This is a genomic window from Mycolicibacterium sp. TUM20985 (assembly GCF_030295745.1).
GTDB lineage: Bacteria > Actinomycetota > Actinomycetes > Mycobacteriales > Mycobacteriaceae > Mycobacterium.
Map to the genome: position 1 here is coordinate 2,819,931 of NZ_AP027291.1, position 23,849 is coordinate 2,843,779.

A 23,849-nucleotide genomic window follows, 5' to 3' on the forward strand; every position below is an offset into this window, starting at 1 on the left:
GCTGGACGCGCTCGCGTACATGAAAGCGGCTCGCTCCCAAGGGCTTCCGCGATACCTGCACCGCTAATCCGTGGCCAGCGTCGAGCGGGGCATCCTCCTGAGATGTCCGGCTTATCCGCCGTCCGCTTTTGCGTTGATGACCTGGTTGGCGATCGTCGACAGGCGGGGTTCGTTGGGTCCCGGTACGTCGATGTTGATGACCCGTCGGCCGGGGTCCCCCGCGATGCGTAGCAATCCCTGAAACCTCGGCTGGACCGCCGCCGCGTCCAGTTTGGTCATCCAAGCCACCCATGGATCGCGAAAGAGAAAACCGGTGGCGAGACGAGACTCGATGACGCTCTGTTGGGTTGCCAGCCAGCCCACCTGCTGGTCGAGGACGTAGGCGGCCAGCGCGCGAGGGTTCGAGCCGTTCGTCTGCAACCGCAACGTCACTTCCACGGGACCGAGCGGCAGAGCGTCTACCGTTTCCTCGAAGGAGGAAGTTCCGGCGACGGTGCGTGTCCGGCTTCCCGGCACGTCCACCACCCGGTAGTCGCCCTGGGCGCCCGGCTGCGACGACTTGGGTATGAGCCAATCCCAAACTGCCATAGCCGGACCTTACTGGAGCGGGGCGGCTGATGGCGGTGAGTCACGAAGTCGAGGCGGCTCTATTGCAGCAGGAGAATGGCGACGCACATCAACAAGATCAGGAGCGCAGGCAGAAACTTCGTCGCTGAGTCCTTGGCCTTCGCGTGCATGGCCAGTGCCCCGACCATCAATACGGCAACGATCAGTGCCGGCGGCCGGATGAGCGCCGGCACCCAGATGCCTACGATCAGCAGCACCGCCGACACGATCTTGAGGGCGCCAACGACGTAGAAGGACCACTCGGGAAGCCCGTAGGTTGCGAATTCTTCCTTGAGTGACTGCGCCGAACCGCCCCGGTATGCGGTCGATGCCCGAGCCCGTACCAGCCAGACGTTGAGTAGCCCCAGTGCAACGATGATCTGGAGAATGGTGGAAACTGCTGAAGATGACATTTGGTGCCTTCGCTGACGTATCGCTTTCCCCGTGTCGATCGTTGATCCGAATCACTACACCATGAACGTGCTGTACCAGGCGTGCAAAGTCATATCGATTGTGTTGTTTATGTATTACGGCTTGGCCGTGCTCGTCTCCAGCGCCATGGTGGAGGACTTCGAACGCTTCGGGCTGGCCCGGTTTCGGAAGCTCACCGGGGTTCTCGAGTTGATCGGTTCGCTGGGTCTCATCCTCGGCTATTTCGTGCCGCAGTTCACCGTCGCCGCCGCGGGTGGCCTGACCCTGATGATGGGCGTGGGAGTCGTTGTCCGCCTTCGCTGCGGAGATTCCTTGACGGATGCTCTGCCCGCTACCGTCATGCTGCTGATCAATCTGTACATCGTGGTCTATGCGCTCGGTGCGGGAATCCCGGTGTGGTAGCGACGTCCGTTGCCGAACGGGCCGGCGCCGCTTCGATCCATCGCGTCGGTAACACCAATTCGCCACCGCTCGCGCCGTCGTCGGGCCCGATGAACATGCCGACTCTGCCACCGGCGCCGCGTCAGTCACCCATCGCGTCGATTCCCGAATTGCCATCGCTGCCCTCGGTCGGAGGCGATGTGTTCGCTTCTGAGCTGCATTCCGGCCCGGGTGCGGGCGATCTGCGGGACTTCTCGCGCGCGTGGCACGACAACGCCAAACGAGATCACGCACTGGGCCGATGACACACGGACTATCGGTTTCAAGGTCAGCGAGCATTGGTCCAGTGGGGACGAAGCCCTTCCTCGTCTTCGGCTTAGTTGGGCCGCTTTTCGGCTGAGGCTTGGCAGTATCAGATGACCACAACGCCGCGGTCAGTTCTGCGTTGCGCCCTTGGGCGACCTGATCGTTCCGTGCCCGGAGTCGCCAACGAGTCCAACATTCCCGCCACCCGCTTCCTGCGGTGCGAGATGGCACCTTGGCAATAGGCCTGGAGCGGAACTCGCGCCGGTGATCCCTGACAATCGCCTGGTCACAGGTCGAGGCGAAGTTCACACACGCGCAGGACTTCGGCGTCACGGACTCACGGGGACGAACGTTTCGCTGGCAGTACGTCTGTTGTTTGCTTGTTCAGGAGCCGGCATGTCAATGGCCAAGTGGAAATATCTCCTGGTGGCCAGATTAAAGTGTGCCTCGGGGCTTCGGAGTGCTCACCGACCAGCGGCTCGGTGATCAGCGTCCACCGATCGGACCACTACCGGTCGAAGGCTCGCTGATCGGCTCCCATTAGGGCCTCATTGACTCCCCCGACGGTCAGCCCTGCATCGGTACCATCGCAAGGGAGAGCCGCACCACGGCGAATTGGTGCATCGCCGATCTCTATCTCGACGGCGGGTATGGCGCGACGACCTCGTCGGTATGCACGCCGACGATCGCACGGGTGCCATGTCGAGCCGCGTACTGGAGGTACCACTCGGGCCGCAGCGAGCCGCGAGCGCGGACTCCCCGAACCCGAAGGCCCTCGCCAACTTCCATCCGGCTAGTAGCAGCCGGAGATGGGGATCTCCCGTTATGTGTCCATTGATTTGGGTCGAAGCCGTCCGGCTGTTTCGGTGAGCTGCCGTTCACCCTCGATGACGGCAGCCACCGCGTTGATCAGCGACAGGTGAGTGAACGCCTGCGGGAAGTTACCCAGATGGCGCCCACTGCGGGGGTCGATCTCCTCGGCGTAGAGCTGCAGTTGGCTCGCGGAGCCCAGGAGCTTCCCGCATAGCGCTCGGGCTCTTGGCAACTCGCCGATCGCTACCAGTGCCGATACCAGCCAGAACGAGCAGATTGTGAAAGTGCCCTCCTCGCCGGCCAGTCCATCCTCGGTGTCCTCGACTCGGTAGCGCAGCACCATCTCGTCTTCGGTCAACTCGTCGATGATCGCGTGCACGGTGTTACGCACTCGCTCGTCGCTGCCGGGTAGAAAACCCAATAGCGGGATGAGCAGCACTGACGCATCGAGGGCCTTCGTGGAGTAGTGCTGGGTAAATACTCCGCGCTCGTCGACGGCGTTGCAGAGCACGTCGTCGCGGATCTCTTCGGCAGCGGTCCGCCACTGCGCGGCCAGAGCGTCTTCACCGCGTCGATCAGCCATCCGCGCGCCGGCGTCGGCGGCCATCCAGCAGGCAACCTTCGACGACGTAAAGTGCTGAGCACCCGAGCGAACCTCCCAAATGCCTTGGTCCGGCTCCCGCCAATGCTCCAGAGCGGACTCGACCTGAGTCTGCACGATCTGCCACAGGCGATCCTCGACGCGGTGGGCCCCGGTGTGCAGGTCAATCGCCCTGACAATCGCACCCCACACGTCGTGCTGGCGCTGACTGTAGGCGCCGTTGCCGACCCGGACGGGGCGAGCGTCCTCGTACCCGGACAGGTGATCCAGCGTCGTTTCGGTGAGAACCCGCTCCCCGCCGACGCCGTACATCAGCTGCAGATGACCGCCTTCAGAATCGGCGATATCGGCGACGAAGTTGAAGAAGTCATTGGCCTCCCAGTCCAGTCGCAGCGTGTTGAACGCCCACAGGGTGGCGACTGTGTCGCGGATCCAGGTATAGCGGTAGTCCCAGTTGCGTTCACCGCCAGGGGTTTCGGGCAACGACGTGGTCGCAGCGGCCACGATGGCGCCCGTCGGCGCAAACGAAAGGCCCTTGAGCGTCAGTGCACTGCGCTGTAGGTGCCCGCGCCACCGATGGTCGGGAAACCTGCCGCGATCCAGCCAGTGCTGCCAGTGATGACAGGTCCATCGCAAGGCTTCGGAGGCCTCGGCGAGGGTTCGGGGCGGCGCGTGGTCGCTCCAGGACAGTGCGACAAAGCGGCGGTCACCCTCTTTGAGCAGCGTCCGGGCGGTGGCGGACGGACCCTCGAACCCGACGTTGAGGTCGGTCGTCAACCGCAGTTCGAGATCGTTTCCCTCGGCCTGGGCAACGGCCTCGTGATATCCACCGTCGGCGTACGCCCACTCGACCGGGGTTCGGCCGTAGTCGAACACTGGTTTGCATTCCATGTTCACCTGGACCTTGCCGTTCACGCAGCGGATCACACGGAGAAGCACATGGGACGCTTCGTAGTCGGTCGGAGCGCGATGATGAGTCGGCGATCGCCTAGTCTGGTGATGCCAGGGTCCCATCACCAGGACGTCGGTAACGACGAGCCAACCTCCGGCCGTCCACCAACTCGTTTCTGTCACCAGAGTTCCGGGGATGTATCGGCGAGCAGCGGGAACCGAGACGCCCGACGGGGCAACACGAAACCCACCGGCATCACGATCCAATAGCGAACCGAAGACGCTCGGGGAATCCATCCTCGGCAGGCACAACCATTCCACTCCGCCGTCCGGTGCGACAAGGGCCGTCGTGTTGCAGTCCGACAGAAACGCGTAGTCCTCGATCGGCGGGAAATGGCTGTATTCGACTGGGACATCAGCCCCTAAGGATTCGACCACGCGATCCACTCCCTTGTAAACTCGCCGACGCGTAAATGGTGCGCTAGTTCGAGCAGCAAATCAGCGGAATCGGCCCTTCGCTGCGTTTTAGGCGGAATCGGGTGATTGATCCCGTGGGCACCCACCGCAAGCCATGCTTCGCACCGTGAATCCGATGCTCAAGTTGCGTTACGGACTCCACGGGGTGTGACACCGGGTTGTGCAAAACCGTTGGTAGTCAGGCGATTCGTCGATCAGCTGGCAGGCCAGGTGCAGGAGGTCACCAGTCGTGGTAACAGACTCCACGACACCATCTTTCGGGTGAGGGACAGCATCCGCCGGCTTGTGACCACGGTGGGATGTTCGTGTGATCTGTAGGCATGCCGTAGAACGCCGCGCGAGTGCCACGCGCGCCGCACTCCGGGCACGGCGGATGCATCGCGAACTTGAACGCGACGAAGACGACGTACTGATGTCGCGGACCTTCAAGCAATCACGTGTGCTCAGCAAGTCATAACCAGGACTAGGCTCGGTTGGCGGTGATGCTCGCCTGCACTCCTCGGCAGAAGATGACCCTGCACAACGATGAGGCCCGATAGATTGAACGCAAGCTCTTGCTTGATCCCGATCTGCAATTGGGGGCGATGACGTGTCTGAGGTCCACGCCGCGCCGGCCAGCATCGGCGTGCTGACCAGTGGAGGAGATGCCCCAGGGATGAACGCGGCGGTGCGCGCGGTCATCTGCACCGCTGTGCACCACGGCGTCGACGTCTACGCGATTCACGAGGGTTACCACGGCCTGGTCACAGGTGGTGACCTAATCAAGCGGATGGAACCCGAGGACGCCGACGGCATTCTGCATCGAGGCGGTACCGCGATAGGTACCGCCCGATCCGAGGAATTCAGAACGCGGGACGGCCGCAGGGCCGCCGCCCGGAACATGGTCGAGCGTGGCATCGACGCACTCGTTGGTGATCGGTGGCGACGGAAGTCTGATGGGTGCCGATCTGTTTCGCCGGGAATGGCCCGACCTGCTCGCCGAACTGGTTGACGCCGACGAGATCTCCCCGGATGCCGCCAAAGAACACCCCCTTCTGCGTCTTGTTGGTCTGGCCGGTTCCATCGACAACGACATGTCGGGCACCGACATGACGATCGGTGCCGACACTGCGCTACACCGGATCGTCGAGGCGATGGATGCGCTGCGCAGCACCGCATCCAGCCATCAGCGCACGTTCGTCGTCGAGGTGATGGGACGGCAATGCGGCTACCTCGCTCTGATGGCTTCCCTTGCCACCGCGGCGAACTGGCTTCTGATCCCGGAGCAACCGCCTGCCGAGGACTGGGCGATGCAGATGTGCAGGGACATCAAGGCGGGCCGAGACATCGGCCGTCGGCAGAGCGTGGTTCTCGTCGCCGAGGGCGCCCAGGACACTCACGGAAATCCGATCACTGCCGAATACATCAGATCAATGCTGGAGCAGGAACTCGGCGAGGACACCAGGATCACGATCCTCGGCCACGTCCAACGCGGTGGCGCGCCGAGCGCATTCGACCGCTACCTTGCCACGCTCCTGGCCATGCCGCCGTCGAACGCCTCCTGACCGACGAGGTCGATACGTCCCCTCAGCTGATCGGGCTGCGGGGAAACCGGGTGGTCAGCACACCGTTGATGGACTGTGTCGCGCGAACTCAGGCCATCGCCGAGCGCATCAAGGCAAAGGACTTCGACGGCGCAATGCTGTGGCGCGGCGGCAGCTTCGGGCAATCCTACAAGATCCTGCAGACCATCCAGCAGGCTGCGGCACGGCCGACACCGGCGGGTAGGAGACGCTTCCGCCTGGCGATCGTGCACGCCGGGGGTCCATCGCCGGGGATGAACAACGCGGTGCGCGCCTTCGTGCGACTTGGCCTGGATCGCGGTTACACGGTGCTGGCAGTTCAGAACGGATTCCGCGGGCTGCGCGACGGCGACGTCCAGGAGATGGACTGGATGGACGTCAGCGGCTGGGTGTCCGACGGCGGCGCCGAGATCGGTACGAACCGGTATGTGCCCAGCGGCGCCGCGATCGCACAGATCGCCGAACAGGTTGCCGCGCATCGGATCGACGGCTTGGTGATGGCAGGCGGGTGGGCCGGCTACCAGGCCGCCCACGAACTGCACCGGCATCGGCACCAGTACGGCGCCCTCGACATCCCGATCGTGTGCATGCCTATGACGATCAACAACGACGTCCCGGGAACCGAACTGAGCATCGGCAGCGACACCGCGCTCAACAGCATTGTGGCCGATGTCGACAAGATCAGACAGTCGGCGGTGGCCACCCGACGGGTCTTCGTAGTCGAGGTGATGGGTCGGGACTGCGGCTACCTGGCCCTACTCAGCGGGTTGGCCTCCGGCGCCGAACGGGTCTACCTGCCCGAGGTGGGCATCACGCTGGACTCGCTGACCGCCGACCTCCGCATCCTCTCGGAGGGATTCCACTCCGGGAAGCGGCTGGGTCTGATCATCCGCAGCGAACGTGCCGACCCCGTGTACACCACCGGATTCATCACGTCGCTGTTCGAGAAGGAGGGCGGGGACCTCTTCGATGCCCGGCAGGTGATCCTCGGCCACATTCAGGAGGGTGGTGACCCCTCGCCGTTCGATCGTATTCACGCGACTAGCCTGACCGCCCGCTGCATCGAGTTCCTCTCCGAGCAACTCGAATCGGGAAGCCGGGCCAGCGCGATGCTCGGATTCCAGTCCGGACGGCTGCAATTCACCGATCTGACCTCCTACCTGACGCTGATCGACCACGGCGCTCAGCGCCCGCTGGAGCAGCGCTGGATGGACCGCCGCGGTCTCGCGGAAATCATGCGGGGATAGTCCGGCTAGCCGTTTGTCGGTACGTCGTGCGGAGCTGGCGGGATGGGCGGGCGCGGCGAACTTCAAAGGGGTCGAGTTCGATGTCCCCGTCGACTACTGCGTAGACGTTGGCGAACTCGGCGTCAGGTGACAGCAGTGTGCCCCGACACCGCTGCTCGACGGCCGGGGCACAGCTGGGGAGTGCTTCGCTACGAATCGTTATCAAGAAGCGCCGTTCATCGTTATCACGAAACACCGTTCGATATTCCGCAGGTGTCGGCGGTACTGCTGCACCATTTTTTCAGTGCCGCAGTACCGGGAATGTCGCGCCGCGTTGAAGGGACTGATCCCGGCTCAACGGGAGAGGTCTCGAAGGGAGAGGTGTTGATGCGCTGGTGGACGGCCACACTCGCAGCAGCAATCTGTGTTCTAGCCGCTGGGTGCGTGAGTACCGGCAACGCCGAGACGACGACACCCACCCAGACACTGATTCCGCGTCCTCTCGTCGAGCGGGAACTGGACAGCTTGTTGCTCAGCCCCGAAGAAGTCAATGTCGCCATGGGGACTACTGGAATGGCCGTGACGGACAGCCAGTCCGCGTTCGCGGACAACAGCGCCACGATGTCGCCGCTGGAATGCCTCGCCATCGACGGAGCGGCAGAGGCTGCGGTCTACGCCAACAGCGGCTACCGAGCCAAGCGCGATGAGAGCCTCAACAACGGCGATGACTTCACGCATTATCTCAAGCAGGCCGTGGTGCTGTTTCCCACCGTGGAGATGGCCGGCGCGTTCTTCGATGCCTCTGCTCAGCAGTGGCCGACCTGCCGCGCGTACACCCACACGCAGAGCGGGTCGCAGTGGACCGTGGGGCGCATCTCGAACGCCAGTGCCACACTGAGCACGGTCGCGCCTCAACAGGACGCGCGTGCTCCCGGCTGGGGGTGCGGGCGCGCGCTAGCGCTGAGAAACAACGTCATCGTCGACATCAACACGTGCAGCGCCGACCCCGCCGACTCAGCGTCAAAGATCGCCGGACAGATCGCAGACGACGTGACTTCCCGTTGGTGAGCACCATCTCAAAGCCATCCTGGGTAGCGCCTCGGAGAGTGCCAAGTGGATTCTTGCCGACCGCAAGTGGTTCGGTGCCAAAGAGGAGCAAGCGAATCGAGCGACTGGATGTCAGCTTCCCGCCGTCATGGCTGCAACCGTGAACCAGCGATGTCGGAGCCCCGCGATACATTCAGTCGAGAGATGGGCACCGGGAGCGGGCAACCAATCTCTGGACCGCCAGCCGCCCGTGGCCAATCACCTCGAATGATCGCCCTTGGCGAAGAGTTTCTTCGAACACCCAGGGCGAGGCGAGGCCACTGAAGAAGGAGACGGCCATGCCAGCAATCCACTACGACGTCATCGGCGATGTCCACGGCTGCGCCACCGAGATGAAGGCGCTGCTCGACGCCATGGGCTACCGCATCGAATCCTCGGGCGCCTACGAGCACCCGACGCGCCGGGCAGTGTTCGTCGGCGACCTGGTCGACCGCGGCCCTGGTCAACTGGAGGTCTTGCGGATCGTCAAGGGGATGGTCGACGCAGGCAGCGCGCAGATCGTCATGGGCAATCACGAATTCAACGCGATCGCCTACGACACAAGGCATCCGGACACCGGCGAGTTCCTTCGCCCCCACAGCGAGAAGAACACCCACCAGCACCAAGTGTTCCTCGACCAGGTGGACGGCGCCACCCGCGACGGGTACCTCGACTGGTTCATGACGTTCCCACTGTGGCTCGACCTGGGCGGGATTCGGGTGATCCATGCTTGCTGGCATGAACCCTCGATGGGCGTCGTAGAGGAGGCGTTGGGTTCGGACCGCTTTAGCTCGCGCGACCAGTTCGTCCGCGCGACGACGGATTCCGACCCGCTTTGGGCGGCAATCGAAGTGCTGCTGAAGGGGCCGGAGATCGACCTCGCAGACCACGGACAGCCGCCGTACCACGACAAGGACGGCCACGTCCGCAGGAAGGCTCGGGTGGCGTGGTGGCGACACGAGGCCACGACACTGCGCGACCTGGCCGTCATGGACAGCACCTTCATGACGGCAGACGGTGAGCCCTATCCGGTCCTCCCCGAGATGAAGGTGGCGGAACGGGAACGGTCCTTCTCCTATCGCGGAGACGTGCCGGTGTTCTACGGCCACTACTGGCGCAAGGGTCGGCCGCGGCACGGGTTCGACTTCACCGCGCGCACGGCCTGCGTGGACTTCAGCGCATTTACGACGAGCGCGCTCGTCGCGTACCGATGGGACGGCGAGAGCGAGATTCGGGAGGATCACTACGTCGGCGTGGTGGGCTGAGCGGTCGGCATCGAGGACATCATCGCCTGGACGCCGGAAAGATGGTCTACGGAGGGTGATCCGTTGCAGCATCTCACTGCGCATGAGCGTCGGTGAGCGGCTGCTGAAGCGGGTCGCCAGCGGGATCAAGGCCGCGGCGAGATAGGCGTCAGAAGTAGTCGTCCACCCCCTTGGTGGCTTCGGCGACCAGCTGCCGCTTGTATGCCAGCCCCATCTCGTCGATCGTGGCGATGGCGTCGTCAGTCAACTCCTGAAGAATCCCACTGTCTGCGTGGACGAACGGAATGAACGCGCGCAGCAGAGCGGGCGCATCCAACGCGATCTCGAGCGGAAGGCCGTCTTCGTAGAACGGGTCGCGGAGGATGTCCGAGATCCGTCGGACGCTCCATCGCGACGGGTCGCCGCATCCCGCTTCGCACAGTTGCGCCAGCAACCTGCGATAGTGGGCGTCGCCGAAAGGGTGCGCCCGCCGGGGAGGCGAAGAACCCATCGAGTAGCTCCGACGCCGCGCGTTCATCCATCGACGGTCCGAAGTACGGGCGACCGCCCTCCGGGAGCAGGGTGATCACCCACCGCAGCAACGGCCGAGCCAGGCGCCACTCATCCGAACGCGGCAGGAAGGCTCCGGTCCGCAATCCATACTCGAGCACAGTCCGAGCGTCGGCCAGCTCCATCTCCTCGAATCTCAGCTCGCCGTCGACCTTTTGGTGCGCGCGGGCGAGCACCCTGTCCAGTGGGTCGGTCAACACGCCGATCTCCGTAATGCCCGAGAGCTCGTTGTGATCGACGAAGGCAACGAGCGTCAGCTCGGTCGCATCCTTTAAGCGAAGACATGTCAGGAGTTCATCGCCGTCACCGAGCAGCTCCGTCCTTCGCAGCACGCGGAGTACCTCGACGCGGGACAGCCCGGTCAACCACTTCGGCAGAAGGTCGTGACGTGTCGCCACCTCGCTGCGGCACCGCTCCCGCAGGCCGTCGTCCTCGACGAGCAGTTCGGCGAGCACCGCGAGCAGGGCGGTCGTCTCGCGGAGTCTCCGACCCGCGAGACCACTCACGAACTGTTCCAAGGAGATCGAGTCCTTGGAACCTCCCTTCACCCATGCAAACGGCTCGGGGGTCGCCCAGCCGACGAAGCAGCTGGCAATACCGAGCAGGGACGCCGGATGCTTGGCCAATGCCTTACGGACCATCGTGACGAGAACATCGTCGTCGCCTTTGCTGGGTCGCCGCTTCCGTGCGCGTCGGATGTCTCGCCGCATCTGCTTGGCGGCGCGGAGTTTACGTGTGTCATTCATGCAGCGGACGCTACGCACGGGCACCGACACGTCCATCCCCCGCTACCAGCTGTGGTAACAGACGCCGCAGCACCACTTCTCAGGAGTCGGGCAACATCCGCCGGCGTGCCACCATGGCTCGATGTTCATGAAGTCGGATGGCATGCCATAGAAGGTCCGGCTAGTGCGACGCATGCCGCACGCGGGACACGGCGGGTTCAGCGCGAACTTGAAGTCGACGAACCTCACATAGCCGTCATCGTCCATCCGCGTTCGGCAGTCGCGGCACAGCACCGCCGGCCAGTCCCGAACGTCCGGATCCGTCGGCTCGGGCTCCACCCTGCTGTGCGCGTCAACGGTGTGAACGTGAACGTCGTCGTGGGCGCTGGCGCCGGTGAGGTCGATGTTCCGCTCGCAGCCATCGCACCGGCCGTCGAACCGCAAGAGCGTGCGTGCGCTCGCCATCGTGTTGTGGCCGAAACGGCTTTCCGGGGCGCACCAGTAGCGGCACTCGTCCAGCGACAGCTCGAGCTTGATCGCGTCATCGCCTTCGAACGACCACGCCGTGGTGGCTTCGCGCTCGAGGTCCAGCACCTTGACGAGAGTCGTCAGCTCCACCACATTGGGCTGGCGGAGTGGCCTATTGAAGACCGCCGCCCGCGGATCATCGGCGCTCTCGACACGCGCCACGTCGGCTAGGACCGACGGCGGATCCGTGTCCAGAATGAACGCGACGGTGTCGCCTTCCCGGGCTTCGGTGGTCCCGTAGCGCCACGGTCGATAGGGCGATCGCGGCTCCAAGAGCGTGATCACCGCGTCCTTCCAATTGGTCGACTGTGCCACGTGCAGACGGTGATTCGCAGATTGCCCCATTGGTCCATTGTCCCAGGAGGGTATGACAATTCGACGCCTGAGGATGCCGCTGACGGGCCGTCGATCAGGTGATGTTGAGGCGCCGAGCGAGGTCGGGTCCGCCGACCTGTCGGATGAAGTCGGGGTCACCGCAGACGACCAGTTGTTTACGCGCGCATGAGAATCCGACGTAGAGCCGTTCGCGGAGCGTTCGAACGTGCCCTCCTCGTTGACCACCACGACGACGGCGCTGCGTTCGAGACGCTTGAAGCCCAGCACGTGGCCGTAGGAGACCTGGTCGGTGTCCCAAGAGGTGTCCCAGTACGCCTTGTGGCCGCACTGCTGTCGTTGGGTCTGCTCGGGATGGCGGCTGCCGGTGGTCAGCAGGGCGATGTCATGGTCGCGCCAGCCGGCGTCGAGGAGCGCGTCGATCTGGTCGTCGCCGACGTCCATCGCCTCGTCGCGGGTGCACGGGATGAACGTGACCGCGGGCCCTTTCCCGCCCAGGAACTTCATCGGGCTGTCGACCAGCGGCTGGAAGGCGTTGGCGATCTGGCGGGTGTTGCGCAGGTTGTGGTCCAGGATCAACGGCACGAGAGGCACGGGCGGTGAGCCGAAGCGGTCGAAGACGCGCTGCCCCCTCGTCGCTGAACACGTAGATGCCGCCCTCGACGGGGTCCTTCAGCGCAGCGAGCAGCGGGTCCCACCAGGCGTCGGCGAAGTCCTGCGCCTCGTCGACGACGACCGCGTCGAAGCGGTGGCCGAGGTCGAGTTCGGCTACGAGATCGGCCATCTGGAGCGGAAGGTCGCGCTCCCAGAACTGCACGGTCTCGTCATTGCGCAGAGCCTCGTCGGGCCCGGCGGGCCCCATTGCTTGCCGAGGTCGTGGAACTCCCCCACGTAGGCCGGTTGCTGCCGACGCGGCCAGGTCGCGACGATGCGCTCGAGGTAGGAGGCCAGCCCATGGGAGTAGCAGACCAGGGCGACCCGCTGGCCCTTCTGCGACAGCCGGCGGGCCAGCTCCATGGCGAGGAAGGTCTTGCCGCTGCCTGCGCCGCCGCGGACCTCGACGCGATTGAGCAGCCGGATGGCGTCAAGGATGACACCCTGATGTTCGGTGAGCGCGTCGGCGGCATCCTCATTGGCCTGAGCGCGGACGACGACGTCGCGCTGCGGTAAACCCCTGCCGCTCAACGCCGTCGCGAGTTGCTCGACGCCTCGAGGCGACAAGAGCAGGCGGTCGAGCTTCTGGCGGACGAGGACTTCGCGCAGCCTGGGGACGAGGTTCGGCAGATCGGTGCGGTCGATGACCTTCCAACGCGGGCACTCGGGCAGGCCGAAGTCCGCGGGCAGCTCGGTGTGGGGCAGGACGACGACGTGGTCCTGCGCAGCCTGCCCTGCGTCCAGCGGGGGTTCTTCTCGATGAAGTCGCGCAGCGCGTAGCAGGCTTCGCGGGCCTGGCGGACGGGTTCGATGGACTTCTCGCGACCACCGCGGATCTGCCACCAGCCCTCGCCGTCGTGCCAGACCTCGCCGCCCTTCACCTCGAGGCACACGATGCCGGCGCCCTCGATGGCGACGACGAAGTCGACCTCGTGGTCCTTGAGGTGATTGGTCACGCGCTGGCCGGGAACGACGAGGTCGTTGGGCTCGAGCTGGTCGACGAGGGCCTGCCACGTGCTGCGCTCGGAGCTGTGCAGGCGGGGTGTTTCGGTGACGGTGATGGTCAAGAGCGGCCAGCGATCATTGGTGTTCGTCCTCCCCCGACGTTTGCAGGGAAGAATAACCCGGGGCACCGACGGACAGTTCAGAGCCGCCCGATAGCTCCGGCAGCGAGTTGGGTGTAGGCGAGCCTGCCCAGCAATTGGAAGCACGCGGCGGATTCCGTTGGGAGGACCACCGAGTCGATCTTGTTCCCGCGTTCCATCCAGAACACCTCCCACGTCCCGTCAGGTACCTGACCGATGCACCAGCTGTTCTCGGCGTCGCCGCCCAGCGACACCGCACGCGCGTGGATGCCGATGAGATCGAGGGCTTTGGCGAGTTCACCGAGGTTCATCTTCATCTCGTATGCCTTCTAGATGGGCGATCCCCGCCGCTTGCCCGGCGGGTAGATCAGCTGATCATCATGCTCATGGCGCCGACATTCCCCCACGAAATCGAGCGCAGAGCCGAGGACGGCGGCGAAGCCACGGTACTGCTCGTCGGAGATGACGTACTGCTCTTCGTAGTCGACGACGCCGTTGCTCAGCGGGATGGCGAGGTAGTGTCCGCCAGTCCTCGAGTCGTGGCCGATGGAGAAGCGACGCTCGGCGGAGAAGTGCGTGTCGTGGAAGCGCTTGTTCACAGTTGATCTTCCAAGGGGTCAGGCCCGCTGCAGCAGGCGACGCCGGGCCGGAGACCACGACGCCAGAGCGATCATCGTCCCAAATCGTTGCGTATCGCGAGAAACTGCGGGTGTTCGAACCAGTCGCACCGCGTCTCTAGCGTGCCGAGGTGGTGGCTGTACGTGCAGGCGCCGACCTTCGCTCAGCTCAAGGTCAGGGGAGCGCCGTCGTGCGACAAGTAAGACGCTTTGATGTCATCTACGGTGCTGTCGAGTAGATGAGCGACCTTGACCAAGGTGGACATGCCGACAACCCGTCCGCGCGCTTGGGCTACGATGACCGACTGCTTCGTCAGAACGCGGTAGCCCTCCGCATCCAATTCGCTCACTCAGTAGATCGCGGGCAATGAGTGAGGCTCATTCGGAACCCGGATGTCCGGCACAAGCATTCGTGCCCGAATGACATCACCCAGGAGTGCGAACAGGTACCTCTCGAGGACCGAGATGGCGTGAGCCGACAACTCGTAGCGTTCGGCAGAACCACGATCCGACGATGCCAGCGCCCACCAGTCGACACCGCCCGTGGGTTGCCGGACGTAGAAGCGCTGCTCTCCCCCAGGGTTGGACCACAACTCAAGAGTCCCTGCCCCCTGTGAGACTGCGTAACCCGCTTGCGTGGCCCATGCGGTCAACTCGTCAGAAAACTTCATGGCCGTAATCCAATGCATGACTGGTTCCTTGACTCGCAGAACCCGGTTATCGATCTCGCGAGTACGACGTAATCTACGACCATCATGACGCGTGCCAATTGGATGGTCAGCACGTACGCCGGCGCGGCGTTCGGCGGCGTTCTCTGGCTGCTGCTGCCGATCAGCACCTCACTCTTGCGCTCCAATCCAGCACCCCACGCGGCTGTCGTCACTGTGGCCATATCGCTTGGTATCGGTCTGGTCGGCTTCGTGGTGTCCCGTACTGCGTTCCGCCGCACCGGTATGGCGGTCTCGATCGGGGCACTCGTCGGCTTGCCCGTGTTGGCGTGGCTTGCCTTCTGGCAGAGCGTGGTTTTGTGAATAAGCCGCGGGAAGTCCCGATGCAGACCCTCGTTGGACTGGTCCTCGGAGTGATTTCCGGCGTCATCCATCCCGGTCTGTTCAACTTGCTGTTTCTGACATGGATCATCCCCGCGGCGCTGGCCGGTCTGCTCTACCTCAGTCCCCGCACCCGCGAGGTTGCGAAGGGTTTCGGCGCCGCCAGCTTGGCGTGGCTTGCGTTCGCGGCCGCGTTTCTTGTCTTTGGGTTCGTTGGTCCGCTCTTCGACTGAGGCGTCGCCATTGACAAGTAAACGAAACGGTTGTGCGCATGACGCGCTCACGACGTACCGGAAGCCGGTATCGGAGAGGTCGTTGAGGCGCAGTTGCTCGACAGGAGCCTAGTGCTGCGCTCCGAGCAACCGAGGCGGTGAGTCTTGGTGACGGTGATGGTCATCGTCGAGCGCTTCCGGTCGAGACCTACCGCGAGTCGACACCGGTGCAAGTTCGTCTCTTGTCATCGGTCCGTAATCAGAGGTCGAACACTTGATCCGGGTCGTCCAGCATTGCCCTGATCTGACTGAGGTCTCCTAATTGCGCTAACGGCGACGACTGCGCGATGTCGACGATCCCGCGTACGACGGTGTTGATCGTCTCGCCATCCCGGTTCTCGAGGGCCACGTCTAGGCGAGCAAAAAATGCCTCGAAGTTCGTGCGCCGCTCATCAAAGATCTGGTCGAAGTATTGCCGGAGGATCCCCTCGGCGCTCTTGATCCGTTCGACTTCCACTTCACCGTAAGTTCTGAGTCGATCTCGCTTGGTGTGCTCCGTCTGATAAAAGGCCCCGAATTCGCGCGCCGCTTCGACGATCTGACCCAGCGCATTGAACCCTTGTAGTGAGGTCGGGATTCCCACTCTTGTTCCAACCACTCTTGTCTCGTGCACCCGGGGTGTTTCACTCATTCGTCGACTCCTCTGCGTCCGCTGTTTCGTCCGCTTTAACCGGCGTTCCCGCAGCGTCTGTCTGGCCTGATTCGTCCGTCAACGGCCGATACTTGACGACCAGCGACGCGCTCTGCTCAGTCATTTCACCTGATTCATCGAGGATTTGGGATCCCGCCACGTCGCGAACGGCGACGGTGAGGACCAGTGCGCGCTGGAAACGGTCGGCGTGCGCATGCGGGTCGAACAACTCGGACTCGAGTTCGTCCAGCGCCACGACCGCTCGATCAGTCAGATCACTTAGCAACCCACCCAATTCAAGAATTCGAGAGTCGACCGCCTCGAGTTGCGCTTCGGTCTCATCGAGTTCAGCTATGGCCACATCAATCTGGGTCTGGAAACCTTTGGCCTTGGTGAGCGCCTTCTGACCCTGACCCATTACCGTGAAACCGCCGACCAGCAATGCTGGGCCAACCGTGACGAAGTTCAGCGCTGTCGCTTGCCAGGGTGATGGGACCACCTGATTGCCAGGAGGATGGGACCACCGTGGCGCGTTATTGAGGATGCTCGGCGGGGTGGTCTGGGTCAAGCTGGCCGGGCCGGGCGCGTTGGCGGTAGGACGGTCCTTCGATGACCAGGGTGTGGGCCGCCGCGGTCAGTCGGTCGATGGCTGATTGAGCCAATAGCGTGTCGGCGGTCATGGTCAGCCATTCGGCGGGTTCCCGGTTGGAGGTCACGATGGTGGTCTTGGTGCGGTGACGTTCGACGACGATTTCGTAGAAGTCGCTGGTTTCGGTGGCATCGAGCGAGCGCAGCGCGAAGTCGTCGATGATGAGGACGTCAATCGCGGCCGTGCGGCGGATCTCGGTGTCGACGGTGTGGTCGAGTCGGGCTGCGCGTAGCCGGGTGAACAGTTTGTCGGCGCGACCGAATATGACGGTGTGCCGTCGGCGAATAGCCATGTGCCCCAACGCTGTTGCCAAATGCGTCTTGCCTACTCCGACGGGCCCGAGGACGATCGCGGACTGGCCGGCGTCGAGGAACCGCAGCGAGGTCAGATCCCCGAGAGCAGGGTGCGGTCATAGCGGAGGTCCTCTTGTGCGGTCCAGGTGTCGAAACGCATGCTCGGGTCGAGTCCGGCTTTGGTCGCCCGTAAGGCGGCTGAGCGGGATTCGCGTCGGGATACCTCATCAGCCAGCAGAGTTTCGAGGAACCCGATGTGGCTGAGTTTGTGTTGGCGGGCCAGGGCGGCACGTTCGGGCAGGGTGTCGGCCAACGCGCCGAGTTTGAGTGCTTTGAGCAGTCGGAGCAGATCAGCGCCGACCGGGTCGGCGGCTGCGCGGTTGGTCGTGGTCATGTCAGCGGGTCTCCTCGGGTTGCGCATCGGCCACGACGGTCAATGATGCTGGGGTGTTGGTGAATTCGGATGGATCACGCGAGAACCGGGTAGCTGACTGCCCGACCGCCCGGGGCAATGCCGGAGTGGTGGTTTCGGTGGCGCGTTCCAGCATGGAAGCGATCTTGTTGACCGAGACGACGTCGAGGTCCAACGCGAGTGAACATGCTCGATCGACGCGCTCAGCGCCGTAACGGCGCACCAGACCCTGGAGCCGGTAGACGGTCCGCATCCGGGTCCAGGGCAGCGGGTCATCGAGGATGCGTTCGGCGTAGATCCCGACATTCGGCCCGTGGCTGGCACACGCCGCGATCAACGCCGCCAAGTCCCGCAGCGCATAGCTGGCCTTGTGCTCAGGCAGATCATTGCGGTCGGTGCTGCGCCCACCTGCCGGTTGGCGGGGATGGACCTTCACCAGCGTGCCGCGGTGATAGAACTTCACCAGCTCGCTATCGGCGCGCACGTCCACCGTGGTGCCGATCCACTGCTCGGGCAACGAGTACAGGGCTTTGCCGACCTCGGCGTGGAAGTCGCGGTGCACCTTGACCGCCTTGAACACCGGCACGTCGTAGGCCCCCGGCACCGGCAGCAGGAGTCGCTGTTCTTCGGCGGTGAACACCTCCACCGGCCGTGCGCAGGTGGTGCCGTGGATGCGCATACCGGCCGTCCGCTCACACCACGCGGTCGCCGCCTGCTGCGCCTGCTCGAGACTGGTGAATGTTTCACCGTCCCAGAAGTTTCCACGCACATACTGCACCGTGCGTTCGACCCGCGGCTTGTCCTTGGGCGAGCGCACCCGGGCCGGGTCGGTGAGGAACCCGCCATGACCGGCGTAATCGAGCCAGCCCGGTGAACCGGGGTTGACCGCATCGGCAGCGGCGATCACCGGTTTCAAGTTATCCGGGATCAGCACCGCGAAGACGCCGCCGAAGAACTCCCACGCCGCCTGAGCGCCAGCGATCACCGCCGCCAAGGTCTGCGAATACGACAACCACACGAACATGTGCCGGCTGTAGACGGCGGTGAAGATCAACGCGTGCACCTTGCGGCGACGACCATCACCGGTGTCGGTGAGCATCCCCAGGTAGCCGAAATCGATCTGGCATTCCACCCCGGGTCGCCGTCGGCGACTCGCACCGTGGTGTCCTTACGTCCGAAACCGCAACGTTCACTGGCGAATCGGTTCAACGTCCGATACGGAACCACACACCCTCGGCGGTCCAACAGCGTCGCGATCTTGGTGATCGTCAACGGCCGCGCCTCGCCCTCGCCGGCCACCCACGCGGTGATCTGCTCCTCGAATTCGAGCAGCCGATCCCAGGCCGCGCCGTGACCATCGGGGCGCACCGGGCGGACCGCTTCGGCGACCGCACCGATCAACCCGTCATCGAGCGCGCTGACATCGTCGTCTCGGCGCAGCCCCGCTGCCTGGGCGGCCTCCACGTAGCGGCGCACCGTTTTGCGGTCCACACCGCAATGCGCGGCGATCCTGCGGTACCCCGGCGCCGGTAACCCCACCACCCCGAGCCACACCCGCAGCACTTCCCTGATCTCGTTCACACTGACCTCCCGAAAAGCCATGCCCGTGCCTCCGTGACTTGAACTGTCACGGCGATCGAACGGGCAAACGAAGAGACCACCGACGCGGCGCGCCGGTGGTCCCATAACTGGCAATCCAGGTGGTCCCATCCCACTGGCAAAATCAGGTCACAGTGGTCCCATGCTCATGGCAAACGACATGCGCAGTAAGTCCAAGCGCCATGCCGCCACCACCAGTGGCTAGCGAACCACCCCGAGAAACGCAAGCATCGCGCTCTCGGCAGCCACCCCCGATAGACCCGAAATTGCTGCACCAGTACTCGCGACACCGACCGTGCCCGCGATGGCAGTGACCCCGGCGCCTGTTCCGGCCGCCGCGCCGGCGGAACCTAGGATGCCCGTCACCCAAGCGCCCAGGTTCAGGTCGACGCCACCAGGTCCAACCGCCAGATTGGTGTTAACGTCGAGACCATCGACCAGCAGCTTTTCGTGTTCGCGCACCTGTCGCTCATGACGACGCAGGAAATCGGCCATCCTCAGCACGACGTCGGTTAGGGCCTGCTTCTGCTGTCGGCCCAGGTCGATCATTCGTTCATTGGTGGCAGCGACCCTCGCGACACCTGTTTCACGACGCGCTTCGTACCGTGCGCGTGCCTCGTTCAGATCGCTGAGTGCTTTCTTGATGTCCAGCGCGCCCTTGCCACCGAGGGCAAGGCCGCCACCGCCAATGATAGCGCCAATCGCGATAAGCGCAGCCGGAATGAGTGGCAAGACCATGTTTGACCCCCTCGTCGCCGCTAGTCTGACATCTGGGTTAGACATTCGGTCAACATCTGAAACGTTGCTGAAACGCCGCTGTATGTAAACGCGTGGTTTGCGCAGTCAGGAGTCGATCCGGGCCAACGCGAGTCCCACGCGGCGGCGTCCGGCGCAACCGTGGGGGCGCTATCGAACTGGGCCTTGCTTGCGATTCCGCCCGGAGTCCGAGCTGACGCTCGAACCAATCAAGCACTTCGCTAAGAGGTCGAAAGCGGCGCCCACCGTTCCGCCAGGCACATCAGCCGACGGATCAATTCACGGCTCCCTGACCGTGGCCCTCAAACTCTCAAACACGCCATTCCGAAACGGCATGAACACTCTAAAACCATTCCGTAAGAGACAGTTTCGAGCTATACAGTCTCGCTGTTGCCGAGTCCCAACGTACCGCTGACTGCGCTCATCGAAATTCCCCAGTTGTGCTTGCTGGAATTCCTCACCTGTGAGCGTCGGTCAGTGTATCGGTTGGCGTGTTCCGGTGGTAGCTCTGCGGAGGCTGTCGGCGGCGGCGTGGTGATCGCGTAGGCGGTAGGACTCGCCGTCGAGGTTGATCACCACCGAGCGGTGTAGGAGTCCGTCGAGCATGGCTGCGGCGACGGTGGTGTCTCCGAGGATATCGCCCCAGGCGCCGACGCCACGGTTGGTGGTGATCACGATCGAGGTCTTCAAATATCGTTGGGAGACAACCTGAAACAGTGCCGAGGCTGCTTCAGCGGGTAGCGGGAGATAGCCCAGTTCATCGATCACCAGGAGCGTTGGTCCGGCGAAGAAGCGCATGGTGGTGGCCCAGCGTCCCTCGAGCGCGGCGCGGTGACAGCGGGCGGCCAGATCGGCGGCGGTGGTGAAGTAGGTGCGATACCCAGCATGTGCTGCAGCCCTTGCCAATCCGACTGACAGGTGTGTCTTGCCGGTGCCCGGCGGGCCGATCAACAGAATGTTGGTTGCCGACTCCAGGTAGCGGCAGGTGCCCAGTTCGTCGATGAGGTTGCGGTCGATGCCGGCGGCAGCGTCGACGTCGAAGTCATCCAGGGTGGCCGGGGTGGGTAAGCAGGCGAACCGCAACCGCCCGGCCAACCGTCGGACGGTGCTGGCGTCGACTTCGACGGCCAGGAGTCGTTCCAGGGCGACGGTCAGGGACAGGCCTTCGGCGGTGGCTTGGTCCAGGACGGCGGGCAGTGCTTCGGCGGCGGCGTTCAACTTGAGCTCGGCCAAGTGGGAGCGCAGCTGCTGATAGCGGCTGGCGGCTTGCGTGGATGACTCCGTGGTGGCAGAGCGGGTGACCTTCGGGGTGCGGGTGGTGGGGGTCATTGGATGGTCCTGTTCTGGGCGGCCCGCTCGTAGGCGGACAGGTCGATGACAGTGGAATGGGTTGCAGTGGTGCTTGTTTCAGAGCTGGGTGACGTCCCGCCATGAAGTTGGAGTAGTTGTGCGGCAGCAGCTTTGGCCGCCAGCCCGGGTGGGATGCGTTCCTTGCGGCGATGCGGACGCCCGGTGGTGGCGGCGGCCATCGCCGCGGTGTCCAGTGCGATGACGTGTCCGCTGTCGCGGACCATCACCCCGAGCCCATCGGCGGCCAACCGGTGCCGGGCGATCACGATCCCGGCGGTGGTGGCGATGTCGAGGAACTTCCCGCCGACCGGATGGAACACGCTCACCGCGGCGGCGGCGAGCTCCGGTGGTACCGAGTAGCGGTTGCCGCGGTAGGACACCATCGCTTGCCGCGATGCGGTCCGCGCTTCGGTGAGGATCACCGGATACGGCGTCGCCGGCGGCGGCGAGAGCGGTTCACTCTTGGCCACGGTCAGCACCGAGGAGCGCCCGTCTGCGGTGGCACGCAGGCGGGTGTCACCCCGAACGCGAGCGAAACGGTCCACGTCGGTTTGAGCCTGCTCGGCGGTCAGTTCATCGGCCAGGGTGCGCTGAGGGGGACCCGTTTGGTGGTCCAGTCGCTATGCGACTTGGGGTTGGTGGGTCGTGGTCCACTGTAGAGCGAACTCGGCTGGAGTGCGTTCGCCGTGGGCGGAGTGCGGCCTGTTGGCGTTGTAGTCGCAGCGCCAATCTTCGATGATCACGCGAGCCTCCAGCAGCGAGTAGAAGCGCCACGAGTTGAGCAGTTCATCACGTAGCCGACCGTTGAACGATTCGATCCAGGCGTTCTGCCACGGCGAACCGGGATCGATGAAAAGCGAACCGGCACCGTTGAATCGGCACCAATCACTGACCGCGTGCGCCACGAACTCGGGACCGTTGTCGAAGCGCACGTAGTAGGGCGCCCCGTGGGCGAGGACCAGGCGATCCAAGACCTCGACGACACCGTCGGCGTCGATGGAGCGGTCGACTTCGATCGCGAGCGCTTCGCGGGTGAACTCGTCGATCACGTTCAACATCTTCATGGTGCGGCCATCGGCGGTGGTATCGAACTGAAAGTCCATCGCCCAGATCACATTCGGACGGATCGGTGACATCGCGCCCACGGCGACACCGATACCGGTCAGACGCTTCTTCTTGCGGCGTTGCGGGACCCGCAGACCCTCCTCACGCCACAGACGACGGATTCTCTTGTTGTTGACCTGCCAGCCAGCTCGGCGGGCCATCTTGGCTGCGCGCCGCCACCCCCAGCGAGGCCGGTCGGTGGAAAACCGGCGCAGCCAGGCACGTAACTCGGCCTCCTCCTCGGTGATCGGCGGTGGCGTCAGGCGCATCGTGGAGCGGTGGATGCCCACCACCGTGCACGCTCGGCGTTCGGATACCCCGAACCGGTCGCGCAGCACACGGACGGCGCGGCGCTTGCGGTTCGGGGTTAGAAGTTTCCCGCCGAAAGGTCCTTGAGCATGTCAATGTCGAGGGCCTGGTTGGCGACCAGCTTCTTCAACCGGGAGTTCTCCGACTCGAGTTCTTTGAGCCGTTTGGCCTCGTTCGCCTTCATGCCGCCGTACTGGGCAAGCCAGCGATGCCACGTCGACTCAGCGATCTCCAGATGCCGGCACACCTCGTCGAGTGCCTGACCGCCGGCGAGGAGCTTGTGGCCCTCGGCGAGCTTGCGAATGATCTGATCCGGCGTATGCCGCCGGCGCTTGTTCGATGCCATGTCGTCGTCGATTCTTCCTGCCCGAACACTCGGGCAACAGAGTCGCACAACAACTGGACCACTACGACGGGCTCACCTCAGCGCCACCACCGTTGGGCAGCAGTGTGATTGACCTTCTCCACCACACCCTTGCGGTTGCCGCGTCTCGGCGGACAGATGGCCACCGAGACGCCGTAGTGCTTGGCCACCCCGGCGAAGCTCCCGGTCACCCGCCCGCTGCCGGGATCGCACACCGTGGCCATCCGGTCGAAGCGCCACACACGGCTGACTCCGCCCAGGCCGCGGGTCACCCGGTCCAAGCCGGCGACCAGATGCGGCTGATCCTCCGAGGGCGACAACGCCGCTCGCCACTTACCCGAGTGCGCGAGGGATCCGACTAACAGGTGCGCGGTCTTGCCCCACCCCCAGGATGTCGGTGGATCGGGCAATTCCAGTCAGTCCCATTGGGTTTCATCACCTGGCGGATGCGGGATGACCGCATTCGGGCGCTCGGTGGCGGTGCGACAGGCCGCACACGTTGGCCGCAGATCCCGATTGCGGATGTGGCGGGTCAGGCTTTGATACGACAGCCCGAACCCGAGGCCCTCCAACTCGTCGAACAGGGTCTGGGCCCACAGATGCGGGTCCTCGACCAGCCGCGCGGTGATGTAATCCACGAACGGGTCGAACGGGTCCGGTGATGGCCGGGCACGTACACCGGGCGTGCCGTCACCGGCCAAATACTTGCGGACCGTCTTGCGGTCGTGGCCGGTGTGGCGGGCGATAGCCGAGATCGACCAACCACGTTTGTGTAGGGCGTGTACTTCCATGTCGTTCTCCCATGTGAGCATGAGAAAGCGGGCCTCCTTCGAGTGGAGCTGTTGGCGTCAGACACCAGCAGCATCGAGGGAGGCCCGCCCTTCTCGGCGGAGCCACACGGGTGGGGAATTTCGATGAGCGTCA

Annotated in this window: 20 protein-coding genes and 6 pseudogenes; 8 read left to right on the plus strand and 18 right to left on the minus strand. The window is 64.2% G+C overall.

The genetic code is table 11. The features are described 5' to 3' along the window. Positions 1-111: 111 nt before the first annotated feature. Both QUE68_RS13925 and QUE68_RS13930 read right to left on the minus strand, forming a co-directional pair. Complete coding sequence (locus tag QUE68_RS13925; protein WP_284236049.1) at positions 112-588, minus strand: hypothetical protein; 477 nt, start codon at positions 586-588, stop codon at positions 112-114. 59 nt (positions 589-647) lie between these two features. Next, positions 648-1,019, minus strand: a complete 372-nt coding sequence (locus QUE68_RS13930) for a DoxX family protein (protein ID WP_284236048.1) — start codon at positions 1,017-1,019, stop codon at positions 648-650. 31 nt (positions 1,020-1,050) lie between these two features. Between QUE68_RS13930 and QUE68_RS13935 the strand changes: the two genes are divergently transcribed. Continuing rightward, the gene (locus QUE68_RS13935) at positions 1,051-1,440 is read left to right on the plus strand and encodes a DoxX family protein (protein ID WP_284236047.1); all 390 of its coding nucleotides are present in this window, start codon (positions 1,051-1,053) and stop codon (positions 1,438-1,440) included. A gap of 1,108 nt (positions 1,441-2,548) precedes the next feature. On the opposite strand, the gene QUE68_RS13940 is transcribed toward QUE68_RS13935, so the two are convergent. Beyond that, entirely contained in the window at positions 2,549-4,468 is a 1,920-nt protein-coding gene (locus QUE68_RS13940; RefSeq protein WP_284236046.1) for a glycoside hydrolase family 15 protein, read from the minus strand. A gap of 694 nt (positions 4,469-5,162) precedes the next feature. Between QUE68_RS13940 and QUE68_RS13945 the strand changes: the two genes are divergently transcribed. The 5 genes from QUE68_RS13945 to QUE68_RS13965 all read left to right on the plus strand — a co-directional run bounded on the left by QUE68_RS13945 (position 5,163) and on the right by QUE68_RS13965 (position 9,646). Then, positions 5,163-5,498 carry a 6-phosphofructokinase gene (locus tag QUE68_RS13945; protein WP_284236240.1) on the plus strand — a complete coding sequence of 112 codons (336 nt, stop codon included), beginning with the start codon at positions 5,163-5,165 and terminating at the stop codon, positions 5,496-5,498. Beyond that, positions 5,398-6,051 (plus strand): 6-phosphofructokinase, encoded by a 654-nt coding sequence (locus QUE68_RS13950; RefSeq protein WP_284236045.1) that lies wholly within the window; start codon positions 5,398-5,400, stop codon positions 6,049-6,051. The genes QUE68_RS13945 and QUE68_RS13950 overlap by 101 nt, the downstream gene beginning before the upstream one ends. Before the next feature lie 50 nt (positions 6,052-6,101). Beyond that, positions 6,102-7,316, plus strand: a complete 1,215-nt coding sequence (locus QUE68_RS13955) for a 6-phosphofructokinase (protein ID WP_286275697.1) — start codon at positions 6,102-6,104, stop codon at positions 7,314-7,316. A 366-nt stretch (positions 7,317-7,682) separates the two neighbouring features. Next, entirely contained in the window at positions 7,683-8,363 is a 681-nt protein-coding gene (locus QUE68_RS13960) for a sensor domain-containing protein (RefSeq protein WP_284236239.1), read from the plus strand. 317 nt (positions 8,364-8,680) lie between these two features. Continuing rightward, a complete protein-coding gene (locus QUE68_RS13965) occupies positions 8,681-9,646 on the plus strand; it encodes a metallophosphoesterase (RefSeq protein WP_284236043.1) in 966 nt (321 codons plus the stop codon). 239 nt (positions 9,647-9,885) lie between these two features. Here the strand turns inward: QUE68_RS13965 and QUE68_RS13970 are convergent, their stop codons facing one another. The 6 genes and pseudogenes from QUE68_RS13970 to QUE68_RS29480 form a co-directional block, all read right to left on the minus strand. Next, the gene (locus QUE68_RS13970; RefSeq protein ID WP_284236042.1) at positions 9,886-10,941 is read right to left on the minus strand and encodes a hypothetical protein; all 1,056 of its coding nucleotides are present in this window, start codon (positions 10,939-10,941) and stop codon (positions 9,886-9,888) included. 42 nt (positions 10,942-10,983) lie between these two features. Beyond that, the gene (locus QUE68_RS13975; protein WP_286275698.1) at positions 10,984-11,763 is read right to left on the minus strand and encodes a hypothetical protein; all 780 of its coding nucleotides are present in this window, start codon (positions 11,761-11,763) and stop codon (positions 10,984-10,986) included. 94 nt (positions 11,764-11,857) lie between these two features. Next, a pseudogene (locus tag QUE68_RS13980) lies at positions 11,858-13,502 on the minus strand (NERD domain-containing protein). 77 nt (positions 13,503-13,579) lie between these two features. Continuing rightward, positions 13,580-13,837: a hypothetical protein gene (locus tag QUE68_RS13985; protein ID WP_284236040.1), complete on the minus strand. Its 258-nt coding sequence runs from the start codon at positions 13,835-13,837 to the stop codon at positions 13,580-13,582. Between the two features lie 12 nt (positions 13,838-13,849). Beyond that, positions 13,850-14,119, minus strand: a complete 270-nt coding sequence (locus QUE68_RS13990) for a hypothetical protein (protein ID WP_284236038.1) — start codon at positions 14,117-14,119, stop codon at positions 13,850-13,852. 182 nt (positions 14,120-14,301) lie between these two features. Continuing rightward, positions 14,302-14,826: pseudogene (locus QUE68_RS29480) on the minus strand (Imm61 family immunity protein). A 66-nt stretch (positions 14,827-14,892) separates the two neighbouring features. Here QUE68_RS29480 and QUE68_RS13995 point away from each other — a divergent pair. After that, positions 14,893-15,168: a hypothetical protein gene (locus tag QUE68_RS13995; protein WP_284236037.1), complete on the plus strand. Its 276-nt coding sequence runs from the start codon at positions 14,893-14,895 to the stop codon at positions 15,166-15,168. A gap of 20 nt (positions 15,169-15,188) precedes the next feature. Then, complete coding sequence (locus QUE68_RS14000; protein ID WP_284236036.1) at positions 15,189-15,419, plus strand: hypothetical protein; 231 nt, start codon at positions 15,189-15,191, stop codon at positions 15,417-15,419. A 238-nt stretch (positions 15,420-15,657) separates the two neighbouring features. On the opposite strand, the gene QUE68_RS14005 is transcribed toward QUE68_RS14000, so the two are convergent. From QUE68_RS14005 to QUE68_RS14045, 9 genes and pseudogenes are all read right to left on the minus strand, one after another. After that, a complete protein-coding gene (locus tag QUE68_RS14005) occupies positions 15,658-16,089 on the minus strand; it encodes a hypothetical protein (RefSeq protein WP_284236034.1) in 432 nt (143 codons plus the stop codon). After that, entirely contained in the window at positions 16,082-16,588 is a 507-nt protein-coding gene (locus tag QUE68_RS14010) for a hypothetical protein (RefSeq protein WP_284236033.1), read from the minus strand. The genes QUE68_RS14005 and QUE68_RS14010 overlap by 8 nt, the downstream gene beginning before the upstream one ends. A 34-nt stretch (positions 16,589-16,622) precedes the next feature. After that, a pseudogene (locus QUE68_RS14015) lies at positions 16,623-17,425 on the minus strand (ATP-binding protein). Between the two features lies 1 nt (position 17,426). Next, positions 17,427-19,045 (minus strand): annotated as a pseudogene (gene istA, locus QUE68_RS14020) (IS21 family transposase). A 198-nt stretch (positions 19,046-19,243) separates the two neighbouring features. After that, complete coding sequence (locus QUE68_RS14025) at positions 19,244-19,780, minus strand: hypothetical protein (protein WP_284236032.1); 537 nt, start codon at positions 19,778-19,780, stop codon at positions 19,244-19,246. 492 nt (positions 19,781-20,272) lie between these two features. Beyond that, positions 20,273-21,127: an IS21-like element helper ATPase IstB gene (gene istB, locus QUE68_RS14030; RefSeq protein ID WP_284236030.1), complete on the minus strand. Its 855-nt coding sequence runs from the start codon at positions 21,125-21,127 to the stop codon at positions 20,273-20,275. Continuing rightward, positions 21,124-21,738, minus strand: a pseudogene (locus QUE68_RS14035) (Mu transposase domain-containing protein); the annotation flags it as partial. The gene istB and the pseudogene QUE68_RS14035, both read right to left, overlap by 4 nt. Positions 21,739-21,768: 30 nt before the next feature. Next, positions 21,769-22,907 (minus strand): IS3 family transposase gene (locus QUE68_RS14040; protein WP_286275699.1). Its coding sequence is split into 2 segments (ribosomal slippage): positions 21,769-22,637 and positions 22,637-22,907, totalling 1,140 coding nucleotides; the frame shifts between segments, so codons are not numbered across the junction. Between the two features lie 80 nt (positions 22,908-22,987). Next, a pseudogene (locus QUE68_RS14045) lies at positions 22,988-23,737 on the minus strand (transposase); the annotation flags it as partial. Between the last annotated feature and the right edge of the window lie 112 nt (positions 23,738-23,849).